Raw genomic sequence first — 20,511 nt, forward strand, 5'->3', positions numbered from 1 at the left:
CAGCCCTCGGGAAGTGCGGACGGCACACACGGTCTCGCGCTCGCCGGCGGCCATCGCCCCGGCAAGGAAGCGCTCGGATCCCAGGCTCTCGGCGGCGGACACCGCTCCGCCCCCGATCGAGTCGATCCGTACCCGAACCTATGACCCGAGAGTGGGACAGGCATGACTGTGACGGTGGGCCGGGATTCGACCGAGGTCGTGGTCGCGGCACAGTGGAACCGGGTTCTGGGCCGCTTTCCGGCCTCGATCGACGACAACTTCTTCGAGAACGGCGGGAACTCCCTCAAGGCGGCCCGGCTTGCCGGCGGGCTGCGCAAGGCCGTCGGGCGGGAGGTGCCCCTGCACGTGATCTTCGACCTCCCCACCGTGCGCGCCCAGAGCGACTGGCTGCGCACCCGGCGGGCCGGGGGCGCGGACGCGGTGATGACGCTCAAACCGAACGGCGGCGGTGCTCCGCTGGTGCTGCTGCCGGGCGGCGGCGGAAGCCTGGTGGGGCTGGGCGCGTTCGCCGACGCGCGCTTCGACCGGCCCGTGCACGGGCTGCACGCGCGCGGGCTGGCCGCCGGCGAGGTGCCCGCCACGGGCATGGCGGAGCTGAGCGGGGAGTTCGCGTCGATGCTCGACGCCGACGGCCTTCCGCGGAGGATCCACCTGGCGGGGTACTGCTCCGGTGGCGTCTTCGCGTACGACCTCGCCTCCGTCCTCGCCCGGAGCGGATGGGAGGTGCTCAGCGTCACGCTGCTGAACTCCACCCTCGCCGTTCCCGACGTCCCGCACGAGGAGATCGTCCTGCAGCGGCTGAGGCAGCTCGCCGGATCGGCCGGTACCGCCTTCGGAGCCGGCGCCGGACCGGCCACCGCTGACGAACTCTTCCTGCAACTGCGCACATCCGGCCAGGACCTCCTGGAACAGGATTCGGCGGCCTTCCGGCGCCGGCTCGACGTGCACGCCGCGCTCTGGCGCGTCATCGCCGACTACCGGCCGCGGTCCACCACGATCCCCGTCGCGCTCTTCTCCCTGCCCGGCCGGTTCGACCGTGACCTCGCGGAGGCCGTCGGAGCGTCCGACTGGGACGAACTGGGATTCGCGGACTTCCGGCAGATCGACGTGGCCGATCCCGGCATGCCCCTCGTGGCCCACGAGCCCACGCTGGACGCGGTCGAGGCCTGGCTGCGCGACGTCGAGGGCAGGCCCTGATCCCTTCCGGGCACCGAAAGGGCACCGGAGCTTCCCTCCGGCCTGCCCTTCCCCTTCTGCCCGGTGCGCCGGCCGGTTCCTAGGCTCGGTCGATGTCGGGTGTTTCCACGGATGGTTGGGTGACGACGGTGAATGTGCTGGACCCGGAAAAGGCACGTGCGGGCGGCGGGATCGACGCCTCCGTGGCGGCCTCCGCGAAGGAGAACGCGCTGTGGCTCCTGGACGAGATCGTGCAGGACAGCGGAATCAACAACGTCACGCTGGCCGTACAGGTGCCGGGGCGACTGCGCTGGTGGGCGTTGCAGCGGGCGCTCGACACCCTGATGAGCCGTCACCCGGCCCTGCGGGCGCAGTTCCACGGGCAGCGGTCCGGTGACGACCAGGACGCCCTGCACAAGGAGATCCTCCCACCGGACGCCGTCGACATCGCCGTGGAAGTGCTGCACTCGACCGCCCGGAGCCTGAAGGACGACGTCAGGGCCTTCTCGGCGGCGCCCTTCGCGCTGGAGCGGCAGCCGCTCGTCCGCGCCGCGCACCTGCTGTGCGAGACCGGCGACGTCTTCTGCCTCGTCGTCCACCACATCGTTTTCGACGGCCGGTCCGCCAACCTGGTCCTGGCCGAGTTCGCCGAGCTCTACGGCGCGCTGGCCACGGACGCCGAGCCCGCCGCGGCCCTGGTGCGGGAGGTGCCCGCACTGGTCGAGACCGCCCCCTCGGAGGCGAGCACCGCCTACTGGCGCGAGCACCTCGCGGGCGTGGACCCCACCCGTCTCGGCCTGTGGTGCGGCAACCCCGAGCCGGCCGCGCCCACCCTGGCCGGGGCCCGGCTCTCCCACGAGCTCTCCGGCGAGGCGGTCGCGGTCGTGCGGCGCCTGCGCAAGGAGCTGCGGGCCACCGAGAGCAGCGTCCTGCTCGCGGCGTACTACCTGCTGCTCGCCCGCCACGGGGCGGGTCCCGACCTGGTGGTGGGCACCCCGGTGGACGTCCGGGGCGCGCAGGCCCGCGACCGCGTCGGGTACCACGTCAACACGCTGGCCTGCCGGGTCTCGGTCGATCAGGGGAGCGGATTCCGCTCGCTGGTCGGCGCGGCGCAGCGGGCCTTCCTCGGCGCCGTCGAGCACGCCGACGTGCCGGTGGACCTCGTCCTCCCCGAGGTCCTCCCCGAGCTTCCGCGCGGCGACGGCTCCTGGCGCGGCTCCCTGTTCCGCCACATGTTCAACTACCTGCCCGACGGGGGCGGCGCGACCGTCGACCTCGGCGGTCAGGAAGCCCGCACCCTGGACGTGGACCGCGGGCACAGCCGGTTCGACCTGGAGTTCTTCGTCTCGTCCTCGCCGGGGGGCATCCGCATCAAGGCCGCCTACAGCACGGAGATCCACAGCGGGGCGGACGTCCAGCTGCTCCTGGAGCGCTACGAGAGCCTGCTGATCGAGGCCGGCCGCGACCCCGACCGGGCGGTGGGCACCCTGTCCCTGCTCAGCGGCCGGGACCGCGAGGTGCTGGACCGGGCGAACCGCACGGCGCGAACGGTCAGCCCGTCCTCCGTGCTGGAGGCCATCGCGCAGCGGACCGCGGAGCGGCCCGACGCCGTGGCCGTACAGGACGGCGAGGACGAGCTGACCTACCGGCAGCTGTGGAACGCCGCGACCGGCCACCGCGAGGCGCTGGCCGCCGCGGGCGTCGCTCCGGGCGACGTCGTCGCGGTCGAGGCCACCCGCGGCGGACCACTGGCGTCCGCCGTGCTCGGCGTGTGGCTGGCCGGCGCCGCCTACCTTCCGCTGGACCCGGCGCACCCCCGCGAACGGCTGGCCCACCAGGTCGAGGACTCCGGGGCCGGGGTGCTCATCGCGGACGGCGACTGGGAGTGGCTCGACGGCCGGTGCGCGATCCTGCCCCTGACCCCGGCCGCCCCGCTGCCCGGTCCGGCGCAGGACGGCCCCGCGGATCCGCCCGGCGGGGCGGCGCGGTCCGGCGAACGCGCGTACCTGATCTACACCTCGGGTTCCACCGGCCGCCCCAAGGGCGTCGAGCTCAGCCACGGCAACCTCGCCAACGTCGTCGGGCACTTCGCCCACAGCCTGGCGGTGGCCCCGGGCGACGCCGTCCTGTGGCTCACCACCTTCGCCTTCGACATCTCGGCACTCGAACTCTTCCTGCCCCTGGCCCGAGGCGGCCGGGTCGTGGTCGCCCCGGACGAGGCACGCACCGACGCCGCCGTCCTGTTCGGCCTCGTCGAGCGTCACGACGTGCGCATCGTCCAGGCCACGCCCACCACCTGGCGTCTCGTGGCCGACGAGGCGGACGGCCGGCTCGCCGGACGGCAGGTGCTGTGCGGCGGCGAGGGCATGCCCCCGGCGCTCGCCGGACGACTCCTGGAGACGGGCTGCTCGCTGCACAACGTGTACGGGCCGACGGAGACCACCATCTGGTCCACTGCCGCCGAGGTCCGCGAGGCGCCGGCCGGACCCGTGAGCATCGGCGTGCCCATCGCCAACACCACGGTCTTCGTCGCGGACCCGGACGGCCGGGAGCTGCCGCTCGGCCTGCGCGGCGAACTGTGCGTGGCGGGGGCGGGCGTCGGCATCGGCTACCGCGACCGCCGCCTGACGGAGGACCGGTTCCGCGAGCACCCGCGCTTCGGCCGCCACTACCGTACGGGGGACCTCGCCAGGTGGCGCCACGACGGCACCCTGGAGATCCTGGGCCGCGCCGACCGCCAGGTGAAGCTGCGGGGCAACCGGATCGAACTCGGCGAGGTCGAGTCGGCCGCAGCGGGGTTCCCCGGCGTCACGGCGGCCGCCGCGGTGATCGTCGGCGATCCGACGGCGGACGGGCGCCTCACGCTCTTCGTGCACACGTCACTCGGCGACGAGATCGTCCCCGCACTGTGGGAGCACGCCCGGGCGGCGCTGCCCGCCTCCTTCGTCCCGAACGACGTCATACCGGTGACCGGCCTGCCGACCACGCCCAACGGCAAGACCGACTACCGCGCCCTGACCGAGCAGGCCCTGGCGCGCCGCGCCCGACGGACGGCCGTGTCCGAGCTGCCCGACGCCGCCGCTGCGGACGCAGCGCGGACGCGGGACGACGAGGGGATCGTCGGGGAACTGCGCGGGCTGTGGGCCGAGGTCCTCAAGAAGGCGCCCGCCGACATCGCCCCGGACACCAACTTCTTCTCCAGCGGAGGACATTCGCTGCTCGCCGCCCGGCTCGTACGCCGGATCGAGAAGATCAGCGGTACCGCCGTCCGGCTCTCCGACATCTTCAACGCACCCACCCCCGCCGGGATCGCGGCCCACCTCGCGGCCCGCCGGCCCGTCGGAACGGCCCCGGGGGAGCCGGCGTGAACGAGCACCCGGACCACGGCGCCGCCCCCGACCTCCTCGGCGAGCGCTGGTGGGAACTGCTGGAACTGCCGGCCGCCGCCCACGGCGAGCGGGAGGGCTTCCTCAGCCTGGGCGGCACCTCGTGGGCGGCCGTCCGCCTGCGGGCGTTCGTACGCGAGACCCTGGGCGCGGAGATCCCGCTGGCGCTGCTCCTGAGGGAGAACGCCTCCCTGGCCGGGCTGCGCGAGCACCTGGCCGTCGCGCCGGCCGCCGGCCCGGCGCCGGCCGGCCCGGCCCCCGCCCCCGGCTCGCCGCCGCCCGCCGCGCGCACCCGTTCGCGGCTCGCACCCGCGCAGCGCCGGATGTGGATGTTCAGCCGGATCCACCCCGACTCCGCGGCGTACAACGTGGTCGCCGCGCTCCGGATGCGCGGGGAGCTGGACCTCCCCGCGCTCCGGGCCGCGCTCGCCGACGTCACCGCCCGCCACGACGCGCTGCGTGCCTCGCTCGACGGATCCCGGAGCCGCCCGGGCCCGCCGGCCCGCGCCGCAGCGGCCTCGGGTGCGGCCGAGCCCGAGCTGGTCTACGCCGACGTCGTACACCCGGAACTGCGGGTGAGCACCGTCGAAGGCCGGCTCGACGGCGTCCTCGACGGATTCGTGCGCGAGACGGCCGAACGCCCCGTGCCGCTGACCGGCGCACCGCTGTGGCACGCCGCACTGCTGCGCTCGCGCACCGACGCGGACAACTGCCTGGTGCTCTCCCTGCACCACATCATCTCCGACCAGCACACGCTCGACCTGCTGCTGGCCGACCTCGCCACGGCCTACGCCGCCCGGCGCGGCCCGGACGGCGGGCAGACGCGGCCGACCGCGGCCCCCCGGTTCGCCGACCACGCCGAGGCCGAGGCCGACGCGGTGGGCGACGCCCGCTGGACGGCCGAACTCGCCTATTGGCGGGACCGGCTCGCCGACGCGCCGCGCGACTGCGCGCTGCCGTTCCGGCTGCCGGCGCCCGACCGGCCCACCTTCGCCGGGCAGGCGCACCCGCGTCCGCTGGGCCGGGAACGCAGCGAGCTGATGACGGGGTTCGTCCGCGACCACGCGGTCACGCCCGTGGTGCTCGTCCTGACGTGCGTGGCCTTCGTCCTGGCGGCCTGGTCGGGGCGCCCCAGCGTGGTCCTGGGCATGCCCGCCTCCCGGCGGCGCAGCTCGGACGACGACGCCCTCGTCGGATTCCTCGTGGAGAGCCTGCCCGTCCGGATCGACCTGGACGGACACGCCGACTTCACCGCCCTGCTGCGGCACGTCGGGGAACGGCAGGTCGAGGCGCTCGAACACGGAACGCCGACGTTCGACGCGATCGTCGAAGCGCTGGGCATCCCCACCCGGCCCACCGGCAACCCGCTCTTCCAGGTCTGGGTGAACGACCTCAGCGGCGCGGCCCCCGCACCGCAGATGCCCGGGCTCCGGACCGAGGTGGCCGAAGTGCCCACCGCCCCGGCCCTGTTCGACCTCAACTTCTACCTCCGGCGCCAGGACTCCGGCTACCGCCTCGACCTGGTGCGGTCCCTGGACCGGATCCCGGCCGAGGTGGCCGACGAACTGGCCGACCAGTGCGTCGCCGTGCTCGACCAGGTGCTGGCACGCCCCGACACCGCGCTGCGCGACCTCAGCCTGGTCACCGACCGGGCCCGGGCCGCCGGAGCCGACCTCGCCCTGCCGCTGCCGCAGGCCGCCCCACCCGCCCACGGCATCGTCGAACAGGTGCTCGCCACGGCGGCGCGGCGTCCCACGGCGCCCGCCCTGCTGGCGGCCGACGGGACGACCGTGCCGTACGGCAGGCTGGCCCAGCAGGTCGAGACCCTGGCGGCCAGGCTCACCGCGGACGGCGTACGACGGGACACCGTGGTCGCGATCGAAGCGGCACGGGGAGCATGGCTGCCCGTGGCACTGCTCGCCGTGTGGCGGGCCGGAGCGGTCGCGGCCCTGCTGGACGGCACCCTTCCGGCGATGCGCCGGGCCGCCTGCCACGAGCTGGTGCGCCCCCTGCGGACGCTGCGCCTGCACACCGCCCCCGACGAGCCCCCGCACCTGCTGCCGGGCGACCCCCGGCCCCGCACCCTCCCGGGCGCGAGCCACGTGCTGTTCACCTCCGGCACGTCCGGTACGCCCTCCGCGGTGACGGTGCCGCACGGCGCCCTGGAGGCCGCGCTCGACTGGTACGCGGCGGCGTACGACGTACGGAGCACGGACCGGACGGCCCTGCTCGCGGGCCTGGGCCACGATCCGGTCCTGCGCGACCTGTTCGTGCCGCTGAGCCGGGGCGGCACGGTCGTGCTGCCGCCGGACGGCTTGCCGGGCCGGCCCGGCGGGCTGCTCGACCTGCTGCACGGCCGCGCCGTGACCCTGCTGCACGCGACCCCCGCGCTGCTGGAGATGCTGGCCGCCGCCCACGCGGAGCGCCCGGCCCTGCGGCTGGACGCGCTACGGCTGGTCATGTCCGGCGGGGCCCCGCTCACCGCCGGCCTGGCCCGGCGCCTGCGTACGGTCACCCGGGCGGCCGTCGTCAACGCCTACGGGGCCACCGAGACCCCGCAGATCGCCTCCGCCCACCTCGTCGCCCGGCTCTTCGCACCGGTGCCGGCGGACGTTCCGGACGGGACGGCCCTCCCGGTCGGAGCGGGCGCCGCCGGCTTCCGCCCGGTCGTGCTGGCCCCCGACGGCACGCCGGCCGGGATCGGGCAGCGCGGAGAGATCCTGCTGCGCGGCTCCCGGCTGGCGCTGGGCTACCTGGACGACTCGGGACCGCACGAACGGTTCGTGCCGGACCCCGGCGGGGCGCCGTACGCGAGGGCCTACCGCACCGGGGACCTGGGCAGGCTCGACCCCCGGGGGCAGGTGCACGTGGACGGCCGGGCGGACCGGCAGGTCGCGGTCAACGGCTACCGGATCGGCCTGGAGGAGGTCGAGAGCGCCGCCCACCGGCACCCCGGCATCGTCCGGGCGGCAGCCGCGCTGGCCGACGACGGCAGGCTCGTCCTGCGGGCCGTGGCCCGCCCCGGCCATCCGCTGACCGAGGCCGCGCTGCGCCGTCAGCTGGCGGCTCTGCTGCCGCCCCTGGCCGTGCCCTCCCTGATCGTGCTGACCGACGGACTCCGGGTGGACGCCAACCACAAGGTGGTGGCCGATGCGGCCAGGACCGCCTCCCCGGGCCGGGGCGAAGGGCCGTCCCCGGACCTCCCGTCACCGGACCGCCCGGCCCCGGCCGGGGCGCCGCCGCCCCCTGCCGCCGGCCCGGAGCACGACCGGGACACCGGCTGGGGCACGGACGCCGGCCCCGCCGCCGCGGTCCTCACCGCCCGGCTCCGGGACCTCACCGGCCGGGACGTCGACCCCGACGAGAACTTCTTCGACACCGGGCTGAACTCGATGACCCTGCTGCGGCTGTACGAGTCGCTGCGCACCGAGCTCCCCGGCCCGCTCAGCATCACCGACCTGTTCACGCACGCGAGCCCCCGGGCTCTGCTGCGGTTCCTGTCCGACCGCGCCACCGAGGACGGCGGCCGGACACGGCACCGCCCCACCGGCGTGAGCAGAACCGACTTGCACAACGCCGGAGAACGCCGCAGGGCGATCCGCCGACGCATCCACCACGAGGGGCGAAGCACCCATGAATGAGCAGCTGGAGCCGATCGCAGTCATCGGTCTCGCAGGCCGGTTCCCCGGCGCCCGCGACGCCGACGCCTTCTGGCGCAACCTGCAAGAAGGACGCGAGTCGGTCCTTTTCCCCTCCGACGAGGAACTGACCGGGGCCGGGGTCCCCCCGGAGGCGCTGCGCGACCCCGACTACGTCAAGGCGGTGGCCATGGCCCCCGGCATCGACGAGTTCGACGCCCGCTTCTTCGACCTCTCCCCCCGCGACGCCACCTCGACCGATCCGCAGATACGGATCTTCCTGGAGGCCGCACACGCCGCGATGGAGAACGCCGGGTACGACCCCGAGCGCATCGCCGACGTCGGCGTGTTCGGTTCCGTCGGCGTCAACCGCTACGTCGACTTGCTGACCGGTTCCGACCACAGCAACGTCCGCAGCGCCTCGGGGATGTCCGTCGGCGTGCTGAACAACTCGGACTACGTCGCCACGCTCGTCTCCTACAAGCTCGGCTTCCACGGCCCCAGCATGACCGTCCAGACGGCCTGTTCCAGCTCCCTGCTGACCGTCCACCTGGCCGCGCAGGCGCTGCGCAACGGCGAGTGCGAGATCGCCCTGGCCGGCGGTTCCGACGTCGAGTTCCCGCTCGGGCACGGCCACTGGTGGGCGCCCGGCAGCCCGATGACCCCCGACGGGCACTGCCGTCCCTTCGACAAGGACGCGAACGGCACCATCTTCGGCAGCGGCGCCGGCGTCGTCGTGCTCAAGCGCCTCAGCGACGCGCTCGCGGACGGGGACACCATCCGGGCCGTGGTGCGCGGCACCGCCGTCAACAACGACGGCTCCGGCAAGGTCGGCTTCAGCGCCCCCAGCGTGACCGGGCAGTCCGCCGTCGTCGCCGAGGCACTGGAGGTGGCCGGCGTCCACCCGGCCCAGATGTCGTACGTCGAGGCGCACTGCACCGGTACTCCGCTCGGGGACCCCATCGAGGTCACCGCGCTCACCCGGGCCTACCAGAGCCTCGCCGACGGGGACCTGGAGCCGGGTGGCTGTGCGATCGGCTCGGTCAAGGGCAACGTCGGCCACCTCGGGCACGCCTCCGGCGTCACCGCGCTGATCAAGGTGGTGCTGTCGCTGGAGAACGAGCAGATCCCGCCCAGCATCAACTGCGCCGCCCCCAACCCCAAGCTCGGCCTGGAGAGCTCCCCGTTCCGGGTCAACACCGAACTGACCCCCTGGCCGCGCACCACCGGCACCCCCCGGCTCGCGGGCGTCAGCTCCCTGGGCATCGGCGGCACCAACGTGCACGCGATCGTCGAGGAGGGACCGTCGCCCGCGCTGACCGCGCCGGACGGCAAGGACCGGCTCCTGGTGTGGTCCGGCAAGACCCCCGGGGCCGAGCGGGAGTACCGGGACCGGCTCGCCGAGCACCTCGGCCGCACCGGCGCGGCCGCCTTCGCCGACACGGCGGCCACGCTCCAGCAGGGCAGGACCGCCCACCTGCACCGGGCCGCGGTCGTCGCCGCCGACCCGGCGACGGCGGTGGCCGCACTGACCGACCCCGGCGCCTCGAAGCTGGTGGTGGGCCGCGGAGCGGCCGTACCGCGGGGCGTCGTCTTCCTGCTGCCGGGGCAGGGCACCCAGCACGCGGGGATGGCCCGGGGACTGTACGGAACCGAGTACACCTTCACCCGCGCCTTCGACGAGTGCCTCGACCTCTTCGACGAGCACGGGCTCGCCGTGCGCACGGCGTGGCGCACCGCCGAGAGCGACGACCGCCTCCAGGACACCTCCCTGGCCCAACCGCTGCTGTTCGCGGTCGAGTACGCGCTCAGCCGGATGTGGCTGTCCTGGGGCATCCGGCCCGCCGGGCTGCTGGGCCACAGCATCGGCGAGCTGGCGGCCGCCGCCGTCGCCGGGGTGTTCGGCCTCGCGGAGGGAACCGCCCTGGTGGCCGCCCGCGCCCGGGCGATGGAGGAGACGGAACCCGGTGGCATGTACGCCGTCGCGGCGTCCGCGGAAACCCTCGCACCGCTGCTTCCCGCCTCCCTGAGCCTGGCCGTCGTCAACGGGCCGCGCCAGACGGTGATCGCCGGGCCGCTGCCCGAACTCGCCGCCTTCGCCGAGGTGCTGAAGGCCGACGGCATCTCCAGCCGGCCGGTGCGGACCTCGCACGCCTTCCACAGCCCGATGATGGCCGAGGCCGCCGCGAAGTTCGAGCGCGCCTTCGAAGGCGTCGAACTGCGTCCCCCGGCCATCCCGATCCACTCCGCCGCCACCGGGCGCCCGGTCACCGACGAAGAGGCGACGACGCCCGCCTTCTGGGCGCGCCAGCTGACCGACCCCGTCCGCTTCGGCCCGGCGCTGGACGCGCTGTTGCGGGACGACGACCTCCTTCTCCTCGAGGTCGGCCCCGGACGGACCCTGGCCGCTCTGGCCACCCGGCACCCGGCACTGGACGCCTCGCGCCACACGGTCGTGGCCACCCTGCCGCGCCCAGGCGGCGGCTCGGACCACGACGGCGCCGACTGGCGCTCCGCCATGGACGCGCTCGCGGTGATCTGGACCGAAGGCCACGACGTGGCCTGGGACGTCGTCGGCCAGCAGGTGCCCCTCCGGCGCATCCCCCTGCCCGGATATCCGTACCAGTCCGTACGCCACTGGGTCGACGCGCCCGCCCTCCGGCACGGCACCGGGGACAGCGCGCTGCCGGCGACCGGGGAGACCGCCGCCCCGGCCGCCGCGGGCGCGGTCACCGATCGGCCGGCGGCCGGGCAGCCGGCCGCCGCCGGTTCGCCCTTCACCACCCTGTCGTGGGAGGAGACGCCGCGTACGGCGAGCCTCCGGCCGCCGAAGGACGTCCCCGTGGTGGCGCTGCTCCCCGCCGACCCCGACCGGGCCCTGGAGCTGACCGTCGCACTCCAGCGGGCCGGCATGCGCGTCACGCGCGTCCAGCCCGGCGGAACCTACGAGGAGGACGGCACGGGATTCCGGGTCCGGCCCGGCGAGGCCGAGGACATGGAGCGGATGCTGCGCACGCTCACCGGTCGCGGGGTGCTGCCGCGGACGCTCGTCCACGCCTGGACGCTCGGCGCGGGGCAGCCGCTGTCCTCGGCCACCGTGCGCGAGCGCCTGGACGCCTCCTTCCACAGCCTCGTGGCCCTCACCCAGCAGGGCGCCCGCCACGCCGCCGGTGGGGGGATGCCCGCGCTCCTCGTCCTGACCGAGAACTCGGCCGACGTCTCGGGCGCCGAAGCCGTCGACCCCGTCAACGCCATGGCCCACGGGCTCGTGCGCACCGTCGCGCTGGAGGACGAGCGCGTCGTCTGCAAGCTGGTGGACGTCGGCGCCGGCGTCGGCGAGGAGACTCTCGTCGCGGAGCTGGCCGACTGGCAGGTCCCCGGGGTCGTGGCCCTGCGCGGCGACCGCCGCTGGACCCGTACGGAGAGGGAGTACCACCCCCGGCCGGCCCCCCGGCCGGCGCTCCGCGAGGGCGGCGTCTACCTGATCACCGGCGGCCTCGGCGGGCTCGGCATGGAGGTCGCGAAGGGCCTCGCCCGGACGGGGCTGCGCCCGCGCCTCGTCCTGCTCGGCCGGACCGGGATGCCGGAGGGCGAGGAACGGGAGCGGCTGCTGGCGGCCGGGGACGCCCGGACCGTCCGGCTCGCCGCCGACCTGGCCGAACTGGCCGCTTCGGGCGCCGAGTACCGCGTCTTCGCCTGCGACGTGACCGATCCCCGTTCCCTGCGCCGGGCGGCGGACGTCGCCGTGGCCCGGTTCGGCCCCGTGACCGGTGTGCTGCACCTGGCAGGCGTCGCGGGTGACGGCATGCTGGCCTTCCGGGACCGCGAGCGGACCAGCTCCGTCCTCGCACCCAAGGTGCTGGGTACGCTGGCCCTGGCGGAGCTCTTCGCCGACCGCCCCAAGCTCGACTTCTTCGTCTCGTTCTCCAGCCGCGCCGCCCTCATGGGCCTGCGGGGCGGAGGCGACTACGCGGCGGCCAACGCCTTCCTGGACGCGTTCGCCGGCACCCCGGCGCCCGCCGGCTGCCGCATGCTCAGCATCAACTGGCCGGCGTGGAACACCGTCGGCATGGCGGTCCCCGCACTGGCGGCACGCGACGGCCGGCCCCAGGACGGCCCGCCCGCCGCCGCCGTCCGGCACCGGACCTGGAGCACCGAACTCACCCCGGCCGAGTGCCCCGCGCTCGACGAGCACCGGATCTCCGGCAAGGCGGTCCTTCCCGGCACCGGCCACCTCGACCTGGTCGTGCGCGCCTTCCGCGCCGAGGTCCTCGGCGCGCGTCCCGCCCCCGTGCACCTGGCGGACGTGGTCTTCCTGCGCCCGCTGGTGGTGGAGACCCGCGCGGTGGTGGAGGTCTCCTGGGAGCCCGAGGAAGGCTCCGGCGGACGGTGGCGCTTCACGGTGGCGTCGGTTCCCGCCGACGGTGGCGTGCGCCAGGTCCACGTGACGGGCAGCGCCGCCGAGAGCACGGCGCCGGCGGGCCGGGTGGACACCCGAGAGCTGCGGGCCCGGCACACCCTGGGGCGCGCACGGGCCGCCGGCCGCAAGAAGCCGCAGCGGCTGTTCTCCCTCGGCCCGCGCTGGAACAACGTCGTATCCGTCGACAGCGTGCCCGGCGACCGTGCCGAGCACCTGGTCGCCCTCGCACTGCCGGAGGTGTTCGCGGACGAGGCCGCCGGACACGCCCTGCACCCCGCGCTGCTGGACTCGGCCACCTCGCACGCCCGCGACCCCGAGCGCGACTCCTTCCACCTGCCGTTCATGTACCGCTCCCTGACCCTGTACGCCGCCTCCCTGCCGGCCCGGCTGCTGAGCCACATCCGCCGCCAGGACAGCGCGGACGGCCTGATCGTCGCGGACGTGACGCTGGTGTCCGAGGACGGGGAGCTGCTCGCCGAGATAGCGGGCTTCACGATGCGCCGCGTGGAGGACGGGACCTTCATCGAGGCCGCGGCGGCCTCCGCCGCGACCTCCGACGACAGCCCCGCACCCCGCACCCGGGAGGTTCCGCGGGACGGCGCACTGGCGGTGCAGTCGGGCATCGACCCCGAGACCGGCACCCGCCTGCTGCTGGACCTGCTCGACGCGGTGACCCCGCGCCAGGTGGCGGTCGCGCCGTACCGCGACGGACTGCCCCTGCCGGTCGCCGAACCCCGGTCCCCGGCGGTACCCGGCTCCGGGCCCGCCGCGGCCCCCGCACCGAGCAGCACGTCCCCGGCCGCGTCCCCGCCACCGGCTCCCGCCGCGCCGCTCGCGGCCCCCGCCCCGGCGCCGGCCCGGACCCCGGAGGCGGTGCCGTCCGGCGCCGACCCCGTGGAGGAGCGGCTGCGGCAGCTGTGGGCCGCCTCGCTCGGCATGGAGACGATCAGCCCCGATGACGACTTCTTCGACCTCGGCGGCAACTCGCTCACCGCGGTCGAGCTGATGTCCCAGATCCGCAAGCACTACCGGCTCGACCTGAGCATCGCGGCGCTGTTCGACTACCCGACGCTGCGCACCCTGGCAGCCGAGCTGCGGACCCGGGGAGCGCGCTGACGTGAGCGGATCCGACACCGGTCCCGGCACCCGGCCGGACCACCTGCTCCCGCTCTCCCCGGGATGGGGGCTCTGGAGGCTGTCCGCCCTGCGCGGCGCCGGCATGCCCTTCGGCTGGCTCCAGGCCCTCAGCGCCACCGACGGCTCGCCCTCCGAGGAGGGCGGGGCCGGCGGGTTCCTGGCCGAGGAGCGCTTCCTGGAGGCCCTGGCCTGGCAGAACCCCGCCGCCATGCGCAACTGGGTCGCCCGGCACGCCGCGGCGGTCCGCGACGGCCGGGAGCTGTCCCGAGGCGGCAAGCGCGACGCGCTGCTCGCCCGGTACGCACAGCGCTACTGCGCGAAGAACGACACCATCGGTTTCTTCGGCCCCGTCGCCTGGGCCCGCCTCGACGAGCGGGAGACCGGGCTGCGGCAGTCCGGCAGCGGAGGAATCCGCAGCCGGAGCACGCACTTCGAGACCTGGGCCCTGGAAGCCCTGGCCGATGCGTGGCGCGAAGACGAGGCCCTGGCCGCGTACCTGCCCGTACGCCTGCACCCGGCGGTCCACGCCGACGGCGCGGAGATCCGCCGCCCCTGGCGCCCGCCGCAGAGCACCGGCGCCCTCACCGCAGCGCTGCTCGCGGCGGTCAGGGCCGAGGGCGTCACCGGCCGCGTCCTGCGGACGGCCGCCGAGGCGTGCGGAACCTCCCCGGCCGAGGCGGCCGCCGAGTTCGACCGGCTGCGCGGCGCCGGGATCCTGGACGTGGGCTTCACCGTGCCGCTGGACGAACACCCCGAAGCGCGGCTGCGCGAACAGCTCGGCCGGATCCCCGACCCGCACGCGCGGCGCGCCCCCCTGGAACAACTGGACCTGCTGGAGGGCCTGCGCAAGGCGGTCGCCGCCGCCGAAGGCGACGCGCTCGCCACCCACGAGGCGCTGGAGGAACTGGGCCGCTCCCTGGGCGAGGCGGCGGGCAGGCCTGCCGCGCGCGAGAAGCAGCAGACCCTGTACGGCCGTTCGTTCCTCTACCAGGACAGCCGCCGCGACCTCGACGTCACCATCGGCGGGGACCTGCTGGACGCGCTGCGCGCCCCGCTCGCGATCCTGCTGGACAGCGCGCGGTGGCTGGCGGCCGAGGCGGCCCAGGCGGTCGAGACGCACGTACGGGCCCGCTTCCGGGAGCTGCGCGAGCGCTCGGACGACGTACGGCTCAGCGAGCTGTACCTGGGCGTGGCGGACGTACTCGCCGGCGCACCGGGCACCGTCATCGACGAGGTGTCGCGGGACTTCCGGCTCCGCTGGGCCGAGCTCCTGGACGCCGCCCCCCACCAGGCCGGCGGACCGCACGCCGGCGAGGTGCGGCTGGACACGGCCCGCGTCGCACCGCTCGCGGCCGTGCTCTTCCCGCACCACCGCCCCGCGTGGTCCGGCGCCCGCTACCACAGCCCCGACCTCATGCTGGCCCGGACCGGTGGACCCGACGGACCCACCCGCTGGGTCCTGGGCGAACTGCACGTCGCGCTCAACACGCTGGAGAGCCGCGTCTTCCACACCCAGTCCGACGACCGGGGCGAACTGCGCGACGCGGTCGCGGCGGACATGGCCGGCGGGCGCGTGCTCGCGCTCCAGCCGAACGACTCGCCCGAGGTCACCCCGCGCACCTACCCGCCGCTGGCGGTCCACGTCCCGGGTGCCTACGCCTACTGGTCGTTCGGCCGCGACGCAGGAGCCCCCGAGGGGGCGGTCTCCTGGCCCGCGACCGCCCTGCGCGTCCGCGAGGACGGCGGGAGCCTCGTGGTGGAACCGCCGGACGGCTCCTGGTCGGCCTCCGTGACGGAGGCGCTCGGCGAGTTCCTGACCGCCCTGGTGGTGAACCGGTTCCAGATACGCCCCCGGGGCGCCCACGCTCCCCGGGTGCTCCTCGACGACCTGGTGATCTGCCGCGAGAGCTGGCGCATCCCGCTGGCCGACCTCGCGGCGGCCTCCCGCAAGCCCGCCACCCTGGCCGCCGAGCTGCTGGCCAGGGGCGTGCCCCGCCACGTCTTCGCCCGGACCCCCGCCGAACCGAAGCCGTTCTACGTGGACCTCGACGCCCCGCTGCTGGTCCGCAATCTGCAACGGGCGGTCCGCCTCGCCGCCGCCCTCCCCTCGGGGGGCCTGTGCCTCGACCTCGGGGAGATGCTGCCCGGCCCGGACGACCTGTGGCTCGCCGACGTCGACGGCGGGCAGTGCACGGCGGAGTTCCGCCTGGTGGCGGTGGACGGGACGGCGCCGCCGGCCGTGACCACGACTGCTGAAGGAGAACCGGGATGACCACGAGTCCCCACCCCTGGCGCGTACTCCGCGAGGGCAGCCCCGCCGGGGGCCGGCCCCCGGGCTGCGTACTCGCCGTGGACTTCGGGAGGAGCCGGTCGGAGGCGGGGTTCCCCGAGCTGACCGTCCACCTCGACCCCGCGTACACGGTGCTGGAAACGGTGCCCCCGGCCCTCGGCGTCCACGACCGCCGGGCGCTCTCACCCGAGACGTACACCCGGGGCTGGGCCGAGGCCCTGGCCCGTCGGGCGGAGCCGGTCCACGCCGTCCTCGGATACTGCATGGGCGCCCCCCTGGCGCGTGCCGTGGCGGCGGGGCTCGCCGCCCACCAGGCGAGCGCCCCGACGGTGGTCCTCTTCGACCCCGAACTCCCCGGGCCGGAGACCCTCCTCGCGCAGTTCGCCACCTCGGTCGAGAGTCTGGCGGACGAACTCACCGGGCAGGAGCAGGAGGACGCCCTGCGGCACGGGCGGGAGGCCCTCGACACCCGCGGCCCCGCCGCGCTCGCCGCGGCACTGGCGGACCGCTACCGGGACCTGGCACTGCTGGCGTTCACCCGGGCCGAACTGGGGTCCGAACTGGCCGCCGAGGCCGCCGACCGATTCGACCGCTACCTGGCGTACCTCCTCGCCGGCGCCGGCACCGCGGCCTCCCCGTCGAGCCCGCCCCACGTCGCCGTCACCTCCGCCACCCCGGGCGGTGCCGCGCGGTACGCCGAGCGGGTGCGGACCTTCGACGTACCCCGCCAGGACCTGCTGCGCCACCCCGGCGTGGGCCGGGCCCTGTCCGAACTGCTGCGCGCCCCGGCGCAGTCCCCCCTTCCCGAGAAGGCCTGACATGCCACACAGCAACACCCCGGAGCAGCAGGCTCCGGAACAGCCCGCCCCCGCGGTGGACGTCCGCGGCCTGCGCCGCGAGTACGTGACCCGCGGATGGCGCGGGCCGCGCACCACCCGCGTCGCGCTGGACGGGGTGAACCTGCGGGTCGACCACGGAGAGGTCCACGGCCTGCTCGGACCGAACGGCGCGGGCAAGACCACCCTGGTCAAGATCCTGGCCACCACGCTGCTGCCCACCTCGGGCACGGTCCGCGTCTACGGCCACGACGTGGTGGCCCGGCCCGCCGACGTGCGCCGGGACATCGGCCTGGTACTCGGCGGCGACCGCGGCCTCTACCAAGGGCTCACGGCCCGCCAGAACCTCGGCTACTGGGCGGCCCTGCAGAAGCTCGACCGCACGGAGGGCGAGCGCCAGATCGCCGACGTGCTGGAGCGCTTCGGCCTGGCCGACCGCGCCGACGTCAAGGTCGAGACCTTCTCCCGGGGCATGAAGCAGCGCCTCCACCTGGCCCGCGGCCTGGTGGGCCGCGCCCGCCTGATCATCCTCGACGAGCCCACCATGGGCATGGACCCGGTCGCCGCCCGTGCCTTCCGGGACCTCGTCCGGGCGATGCGCGACGAGGGCAGGACGCTGTTGCTGGCCACCCACGACATGGCCGAGGCCGAGGAACTCTGCGACCGCGTGACCCTGGTCAACGAGGGCCGCGTGCTGACCACCGAGTCACCGGAGGCGCTCAGCACCCTGATGTCGCGGCACGAGCACATCGACGTCGAGGAGGCCCCCGGAGCGCTGCTGGAGGAGATCGCCGGCCTCGACGGCGTCGCCTCCGTCGAGGCCGCCCACGAGGGCGCGGCCCGGATCCGCCTGCGGGACGCGGACGCCGCGCGGGACGTGCTCTCCCTCCTCGTGACGGCGGGGGTGACCCGGATCAGGACCGGGCGCCCGAGCCTGGACGACGTGTACGTCGAGATGCTCGGCGAACGCGGCCTGAAGGTGTCGGCATGAGGGTCTTCGCCGCGGCCTTCCGGCTGCAACTCACGATCTTCTTCCATGCGATCGGCCGGGTGTCCATCGTGATCGCCCTGCCCTTCCACGTCCTCATCTTCATGTCCATCACCCGCCACGGCGGCCGTATGGACCTGGACCAGCAGGCCGCCCTGGCGCCGGCGCTGGCCGGCGTGTGGACCATGTCCCTGATGCTCGCCGGCGACATCATCGACTCGGACCGCTGGAACGGCGTGCTCGACGTGGTGCTCTCCGCCCCCGCGTCCTTCTTCGCCAACCTCCTGGGCCGCTGCGCCGCCGTCGGCACCCTCGGCCTGGTGTGCTTCGCCGAGTCATGGGCGTTCGCCATGCTGTTCTTCGACGCCGACCTCTCCTTCGGCCACCCCGGCTGGTTCGTGGCGGGGCTGCTCGCCACCTGCCTGGCCACGGCGGCCACCTCCACCGTCATGGCCACCGTGTTCGTGCTCGGCCGCACCGCGCTGGCCTTCAAGAACGCGCTCAACTACCCCGTGTACGTCCTCGGCGGGGTCTTCGTGCCCATCGCGGTCCTGCCGGGATGGTCACACCCCCTGTCCCGGATGATCTTCCTGTCCTGGAGCGCCGACCTGCTGCGCGCCGCCGCCGGCGACGCACCCATGGCGCGGCCCTGGCTCCAGCTGACGGCGATTCTGCTGCTCGGCGCCGCCACCCTGGGCGTGGGCGTGTGGTGCGCCGGCGTCGTACTGAACCGGGTCCGCAGCACGGGAAGGGTGATGGCCGCATGACCGGTGCCCTCGCCTCACGGCTGGCCATCACCCGCAACGCGGCGCGCCTCGGCTTCGCCGAGTACCGCGCGCAGTACACCCTCCAGTCCTGGCTCTTCGGCTGGGGACTGCGCCTGGTCTTCCAGGTGATCTTCTTCGCGACGATCGGCATGGTGATCGGCGACCAGGACACCGTCCGCTACCTCGCGGTCGGCAACATCGTCGCGGTCGGCACCATCGAATCGGCCTCCTCGGTCCTGTCCATCGTGCGGGACCGCCGCAACGGGACGATGTCCCTGCTCGTCGCGGCCCCCGGCGACCACATCGTCGCGCTGCTCAGCCGCAGTCTGAACAGCCCCGTCGCCGGGTTCACCAGTTCCATGGCCGTCCTGGTGTGCATCGTGCCCGTCTTCGGCATCCCCCTCCCGGGCGCCGCGAGCCTGGTGATCCCCGCCGTCATCCTGCTGGCCTGCTTCTCGGCCTACTGCTACGGGACGTTCATCGGTGCCGTCGTCATGCGGTTCCCCAACGCGGGCTGGGGCGCGCTGAACGTCGCCTACCTGCTGCTGATGGCCTTCACCGGGGTCAACGTGCCCGTCTCCTACTGGCCGGCCCCCGTCGCCGCCCTCACGGCGCTGCTGCCGGTCACCCACGGGCTCAGCGCCCTGCGGCACCTGCTCGACGGGGCCCCCGCCGTACGCGTCCTCGGCCAACTCGCCCTGGAAGCGGCGGTGTCCGTCGGCTGGCTGGCCGCGGCGGCACTGCTGCTCGCCGTCCTCGTCAAGCGGGACCGGCGCACAGGCGGACTCGACACGGCCCGCTAGGAGACCCCATGGACACCACCACCGACGAGCTGGGCAGCGTAGAGGAGTTCGAGGCGGAGCTGCGTGCCACGCTGCGCGTCCCCGGCGGCACCGCCCACTACCTCGCCGAGCTCGCCCGCCTCGAACTCGCCGAAACCCTCCGCGGCACCGAGGTGCGCTACGTCCTCGCCCGCACGGACGACGGCCGCTGCACCGGAGTGCTGCCCGTCTACCGCACGCGGGCGGCCCTGCCGCCGGCCCTGGCGGGCCTCGGCCCGGCGGGGGAGGGCGAGCCGGTCCACCTGCTCGGTTCGCCCGGCGCCGTCGCCAGCCACCTCGTCGTCGCGCCCGACACGGACCCGGCGCGGCGCGCCACCTCCGCGCGCCTCCTGCTCGAACACGGCCTGCGCACCGCCACCGCCCACGGCCCCGGCCCGGTCCTGATCCCCTACCTCGACACCGACGGGCTGGCGCTGGTACCGCCGTCCCTGGCGGAGACGGCCGTCGTGCGCACCGTACCCGTGGCCCGGCTGGACATCACGTGGAACGGCTTCGAGGAGTACGTCTCCTCGCTGGGCAAGAGCCGCCGTACGGGCATCCGCAAGGAACGCCGGCGCTTCCTGGAGAGCGACGTCGTGGTGAGCGAGGAGCACCTCCTCGACGTGTGCGAGGAGATCGCGCCGCTCGTGCTACAGGTCGAGCAGCGCTACGCGCGCGCCACGACGGCGGAGCAGATCGAGTTCTACCTCACCGGACTCGGCCTCGCCATGGACGACAGCGGCTTCGCCCTGGTCGCCCGCCGCGACGGCGCCGTCATCGGCGCCTGCGTCGTGTGGGAGTACGAGGACGAGTGGGTGGTGCGGTGCTGGGGCTGCGACTACTCCCGCACGGACCGCGAGTCCGTCTACTTCAACATGGTCTTCTACGAGACGGTCGAACGCGCCGTCGCACGCCGGATCCCGCGCGTCCGGCTCGGCCCGGAATCCATCGCCACGAAGATCACCCGGGGCTGTGCGGTCGACGAGCTGCACACGCTCCTCGTCCGCCCGCCCCGCCCCTGAACCCCGAGCCGCCCCGACCGTGGAGAACCC

10 protein-coding genes are annotated in these 20,511 nt (G+C 74.9%); all 10 read left to right on the forward strand.

What is annotated here, in order from left to right:
- Window positions 1-162: 162 nt before the first annotated feature.
- The gene (locus tag AB0D45_RS15705) at window positions 163-1,197 is read left to right on the forward strand and encodes a phosphopantetheine-binding protein (protein ID WP_362458942.1); all 1,035 of its coding nucleotides are present in this window, start codon (window positions 163-165) and stop codon (window positions 1,195-1,197) included.
- Between the two features lie 119 nt (window positions 1,198-1,316).
- On the forward strand, window positions 1,317-4,544 hold the full coding sequence (locus tag AB0D45_RS15710) for an amino acid adenylation domain-containing protein (RefSeq protein ID WP_362458946.1): 3,228 nt from the start codon (window positions 1,317-1,319) through the stop codon (window positions 4,542-4,544).
- Entirely contained in the window at window positions 4,541-8,203 is a 3,663-nt protein-coding gene (locus tag AB0D45_RS15715; protein WP_362458949.1) for a condensation domain-containing protein, read from the forward strand. The genes AB0D45_RS15710 and AB0D45_RS15715 overlap by 4 nt, the downstream gene beginning before the upstream one ends.
- Window positions 8,196-13,736 carry a type I polyketide synthase gene (locus AB0D45_RS15720; RefSeq protein WP_362458952.1) on the forward strand — a complete coding sequence of 1,847 codons (5,541 nt, stop codon included), beginning with the start codon at window positions 8,196-8,198 and terminating at the stop codon, window positions 13,734-13,736. The genes AB0D45_RS15715 and AB0D45_RS15720 overlap by 8 nt, the downstream gene beginning before the upstream one ends.
- A gap of 1 nt (window position 13,737) precedes the next feature.
- On the forward strand, window positions 13,738-16,029 hold the full coding sequence (locus AB0D45_RS15725; RefSeq protein ID WP_362458955.1) for a lantibiotic dehydratase: 2,292 nt from the start codon (window positions 13,738-13,740) through the stop codon (window positions 16,027-16,029).
- Window positions 16,026-16,865, forward strand: a complete 840-nt coding sequence (locus AB0D45_RS15730) for a hypothetical protein (protein ID WP_362458958.1) — start codon at window positions 16,026-16,028, stop codon at window positions 16,863-16,865. The genes AB0D45_RS15725 and AB0D45_RS15730 overlap by 4 nt, the downstream gene beginning before the upstream one ends.
- Before the next feature lies 1 nt (window position 16,866).
- Window positions 16,867-17,874, forward strand: coding sequence for an ABC transporter ATP-binding protein (locus AB0D45_RS15735; RefSeq protein ID WP_362458961.1), 1,008 nt, complete (start codon window positions 16,867-16,869; stop codon window positions 17,872-17,874).
- A complete protein-coding gene (locus AB0D45_RS15740) occupies window positions 17,871-18,638 on the forward strand; it encodes an ABC transporter permease (RefSeq protein ID WP_362458964.1) in 768 nt (255 codons plus the stop codon). The genes AB0D45_RS15735 and AB0D45_RS15740 overlap by 4 nt, the downstream gene beginning before the upstream one ends.
- A complete protein-coding gene (locus AB0D45_RS15745; protein ID WP_362458967.1) occupies window positions 18,635-19,441 on the forward strand; it encodes an ABC transporter permease in 807 nt (268 codons plus the stop codon). The genes AB0D45_RS15740 and AB0D45_RS15745 overlap by 4 nt, the downstream gene beginning before the upstream one ends.
- Window positions 19,442-19,449: 8 nt before the next feature.
- Window positions 19,450-20,481 (forward strand): GNAT family N-acetyltransferase, encoded by a 1,032-nt coding sequence (locus tag AB0D45_RS15750; protein ID WP_362458970.1) that lies wholly within the window; start codon window positions 19,450-19,452, stop codon window positions 20,479-20,481.
- The last annotated feature ends 30 nt before the right edge of the window (window positions 20,482-20,511 follow it).

Origin of the sequence: Streptomyces sp. NPDC048352 (assembly GCF_040651895.1) — a bacterium.
Taxonomy (GTDB): domain Bacteria; phylum Actinomycetota; class Actinomycetes; order Streptomycetales; family Streptomycetaceae; genus Streptomyces.

Excerpts from the sequence above, each read along its gene's own strand:
- AB0D45_RS15705 (WP_362458942.1), top strand. The coding sequence starts at position 163 with ATGACTGTGACGGTGGGCCGGGATTCGACCGAGGTCGTGGTCGCGGCA.
- AB0D45_RS15730 (WP_362458958.1), top strand. The coding sequence starts at position 16,026 with ATGACCACGAGTCCCCACCCCTGGCGCGTACTCCGCGAGGGCAGCCCC.
- AB0D45_RS15740 (WP_362458964.1), top strand. The coding sequence starts at position 17,871 with ATGAGGGTCTTCGCCGCGGCCTTCCGGCTGCAACTCACGATCTTCTTC.
- AB0D45_RS15750 (WP_362458970.1), top strand. The coding sequence starts at position 19,450 with ATGGACACCACCACCGACGAGCTGGGCAGCGTAGAGGAGTTCGAGGCG.
- AB0D45_RS15745 (WP_362458967.1), top strand. The coding sequence starts at position 18,635 with ATGACCGGTGCCCTCGCCTCACGGCTGGCCATCACCCGCAACGCGGCG.
- AB0D45_RS15720 (WP_362458952.1), top strand. The coding sequence starts at position 8,196 with ATGAATGAGCAGCTGGAGCCGATCGCAGTCATCGGTCTCGCAGGCCGG.
- AB0D45_RS15735 (WP_362458961.1), top strand. The coding sequence starts at position 16,867 with ATGCCACACAGCAACACCCCGGAGCAGCAGGCTCCGGAACAGCCCGCC.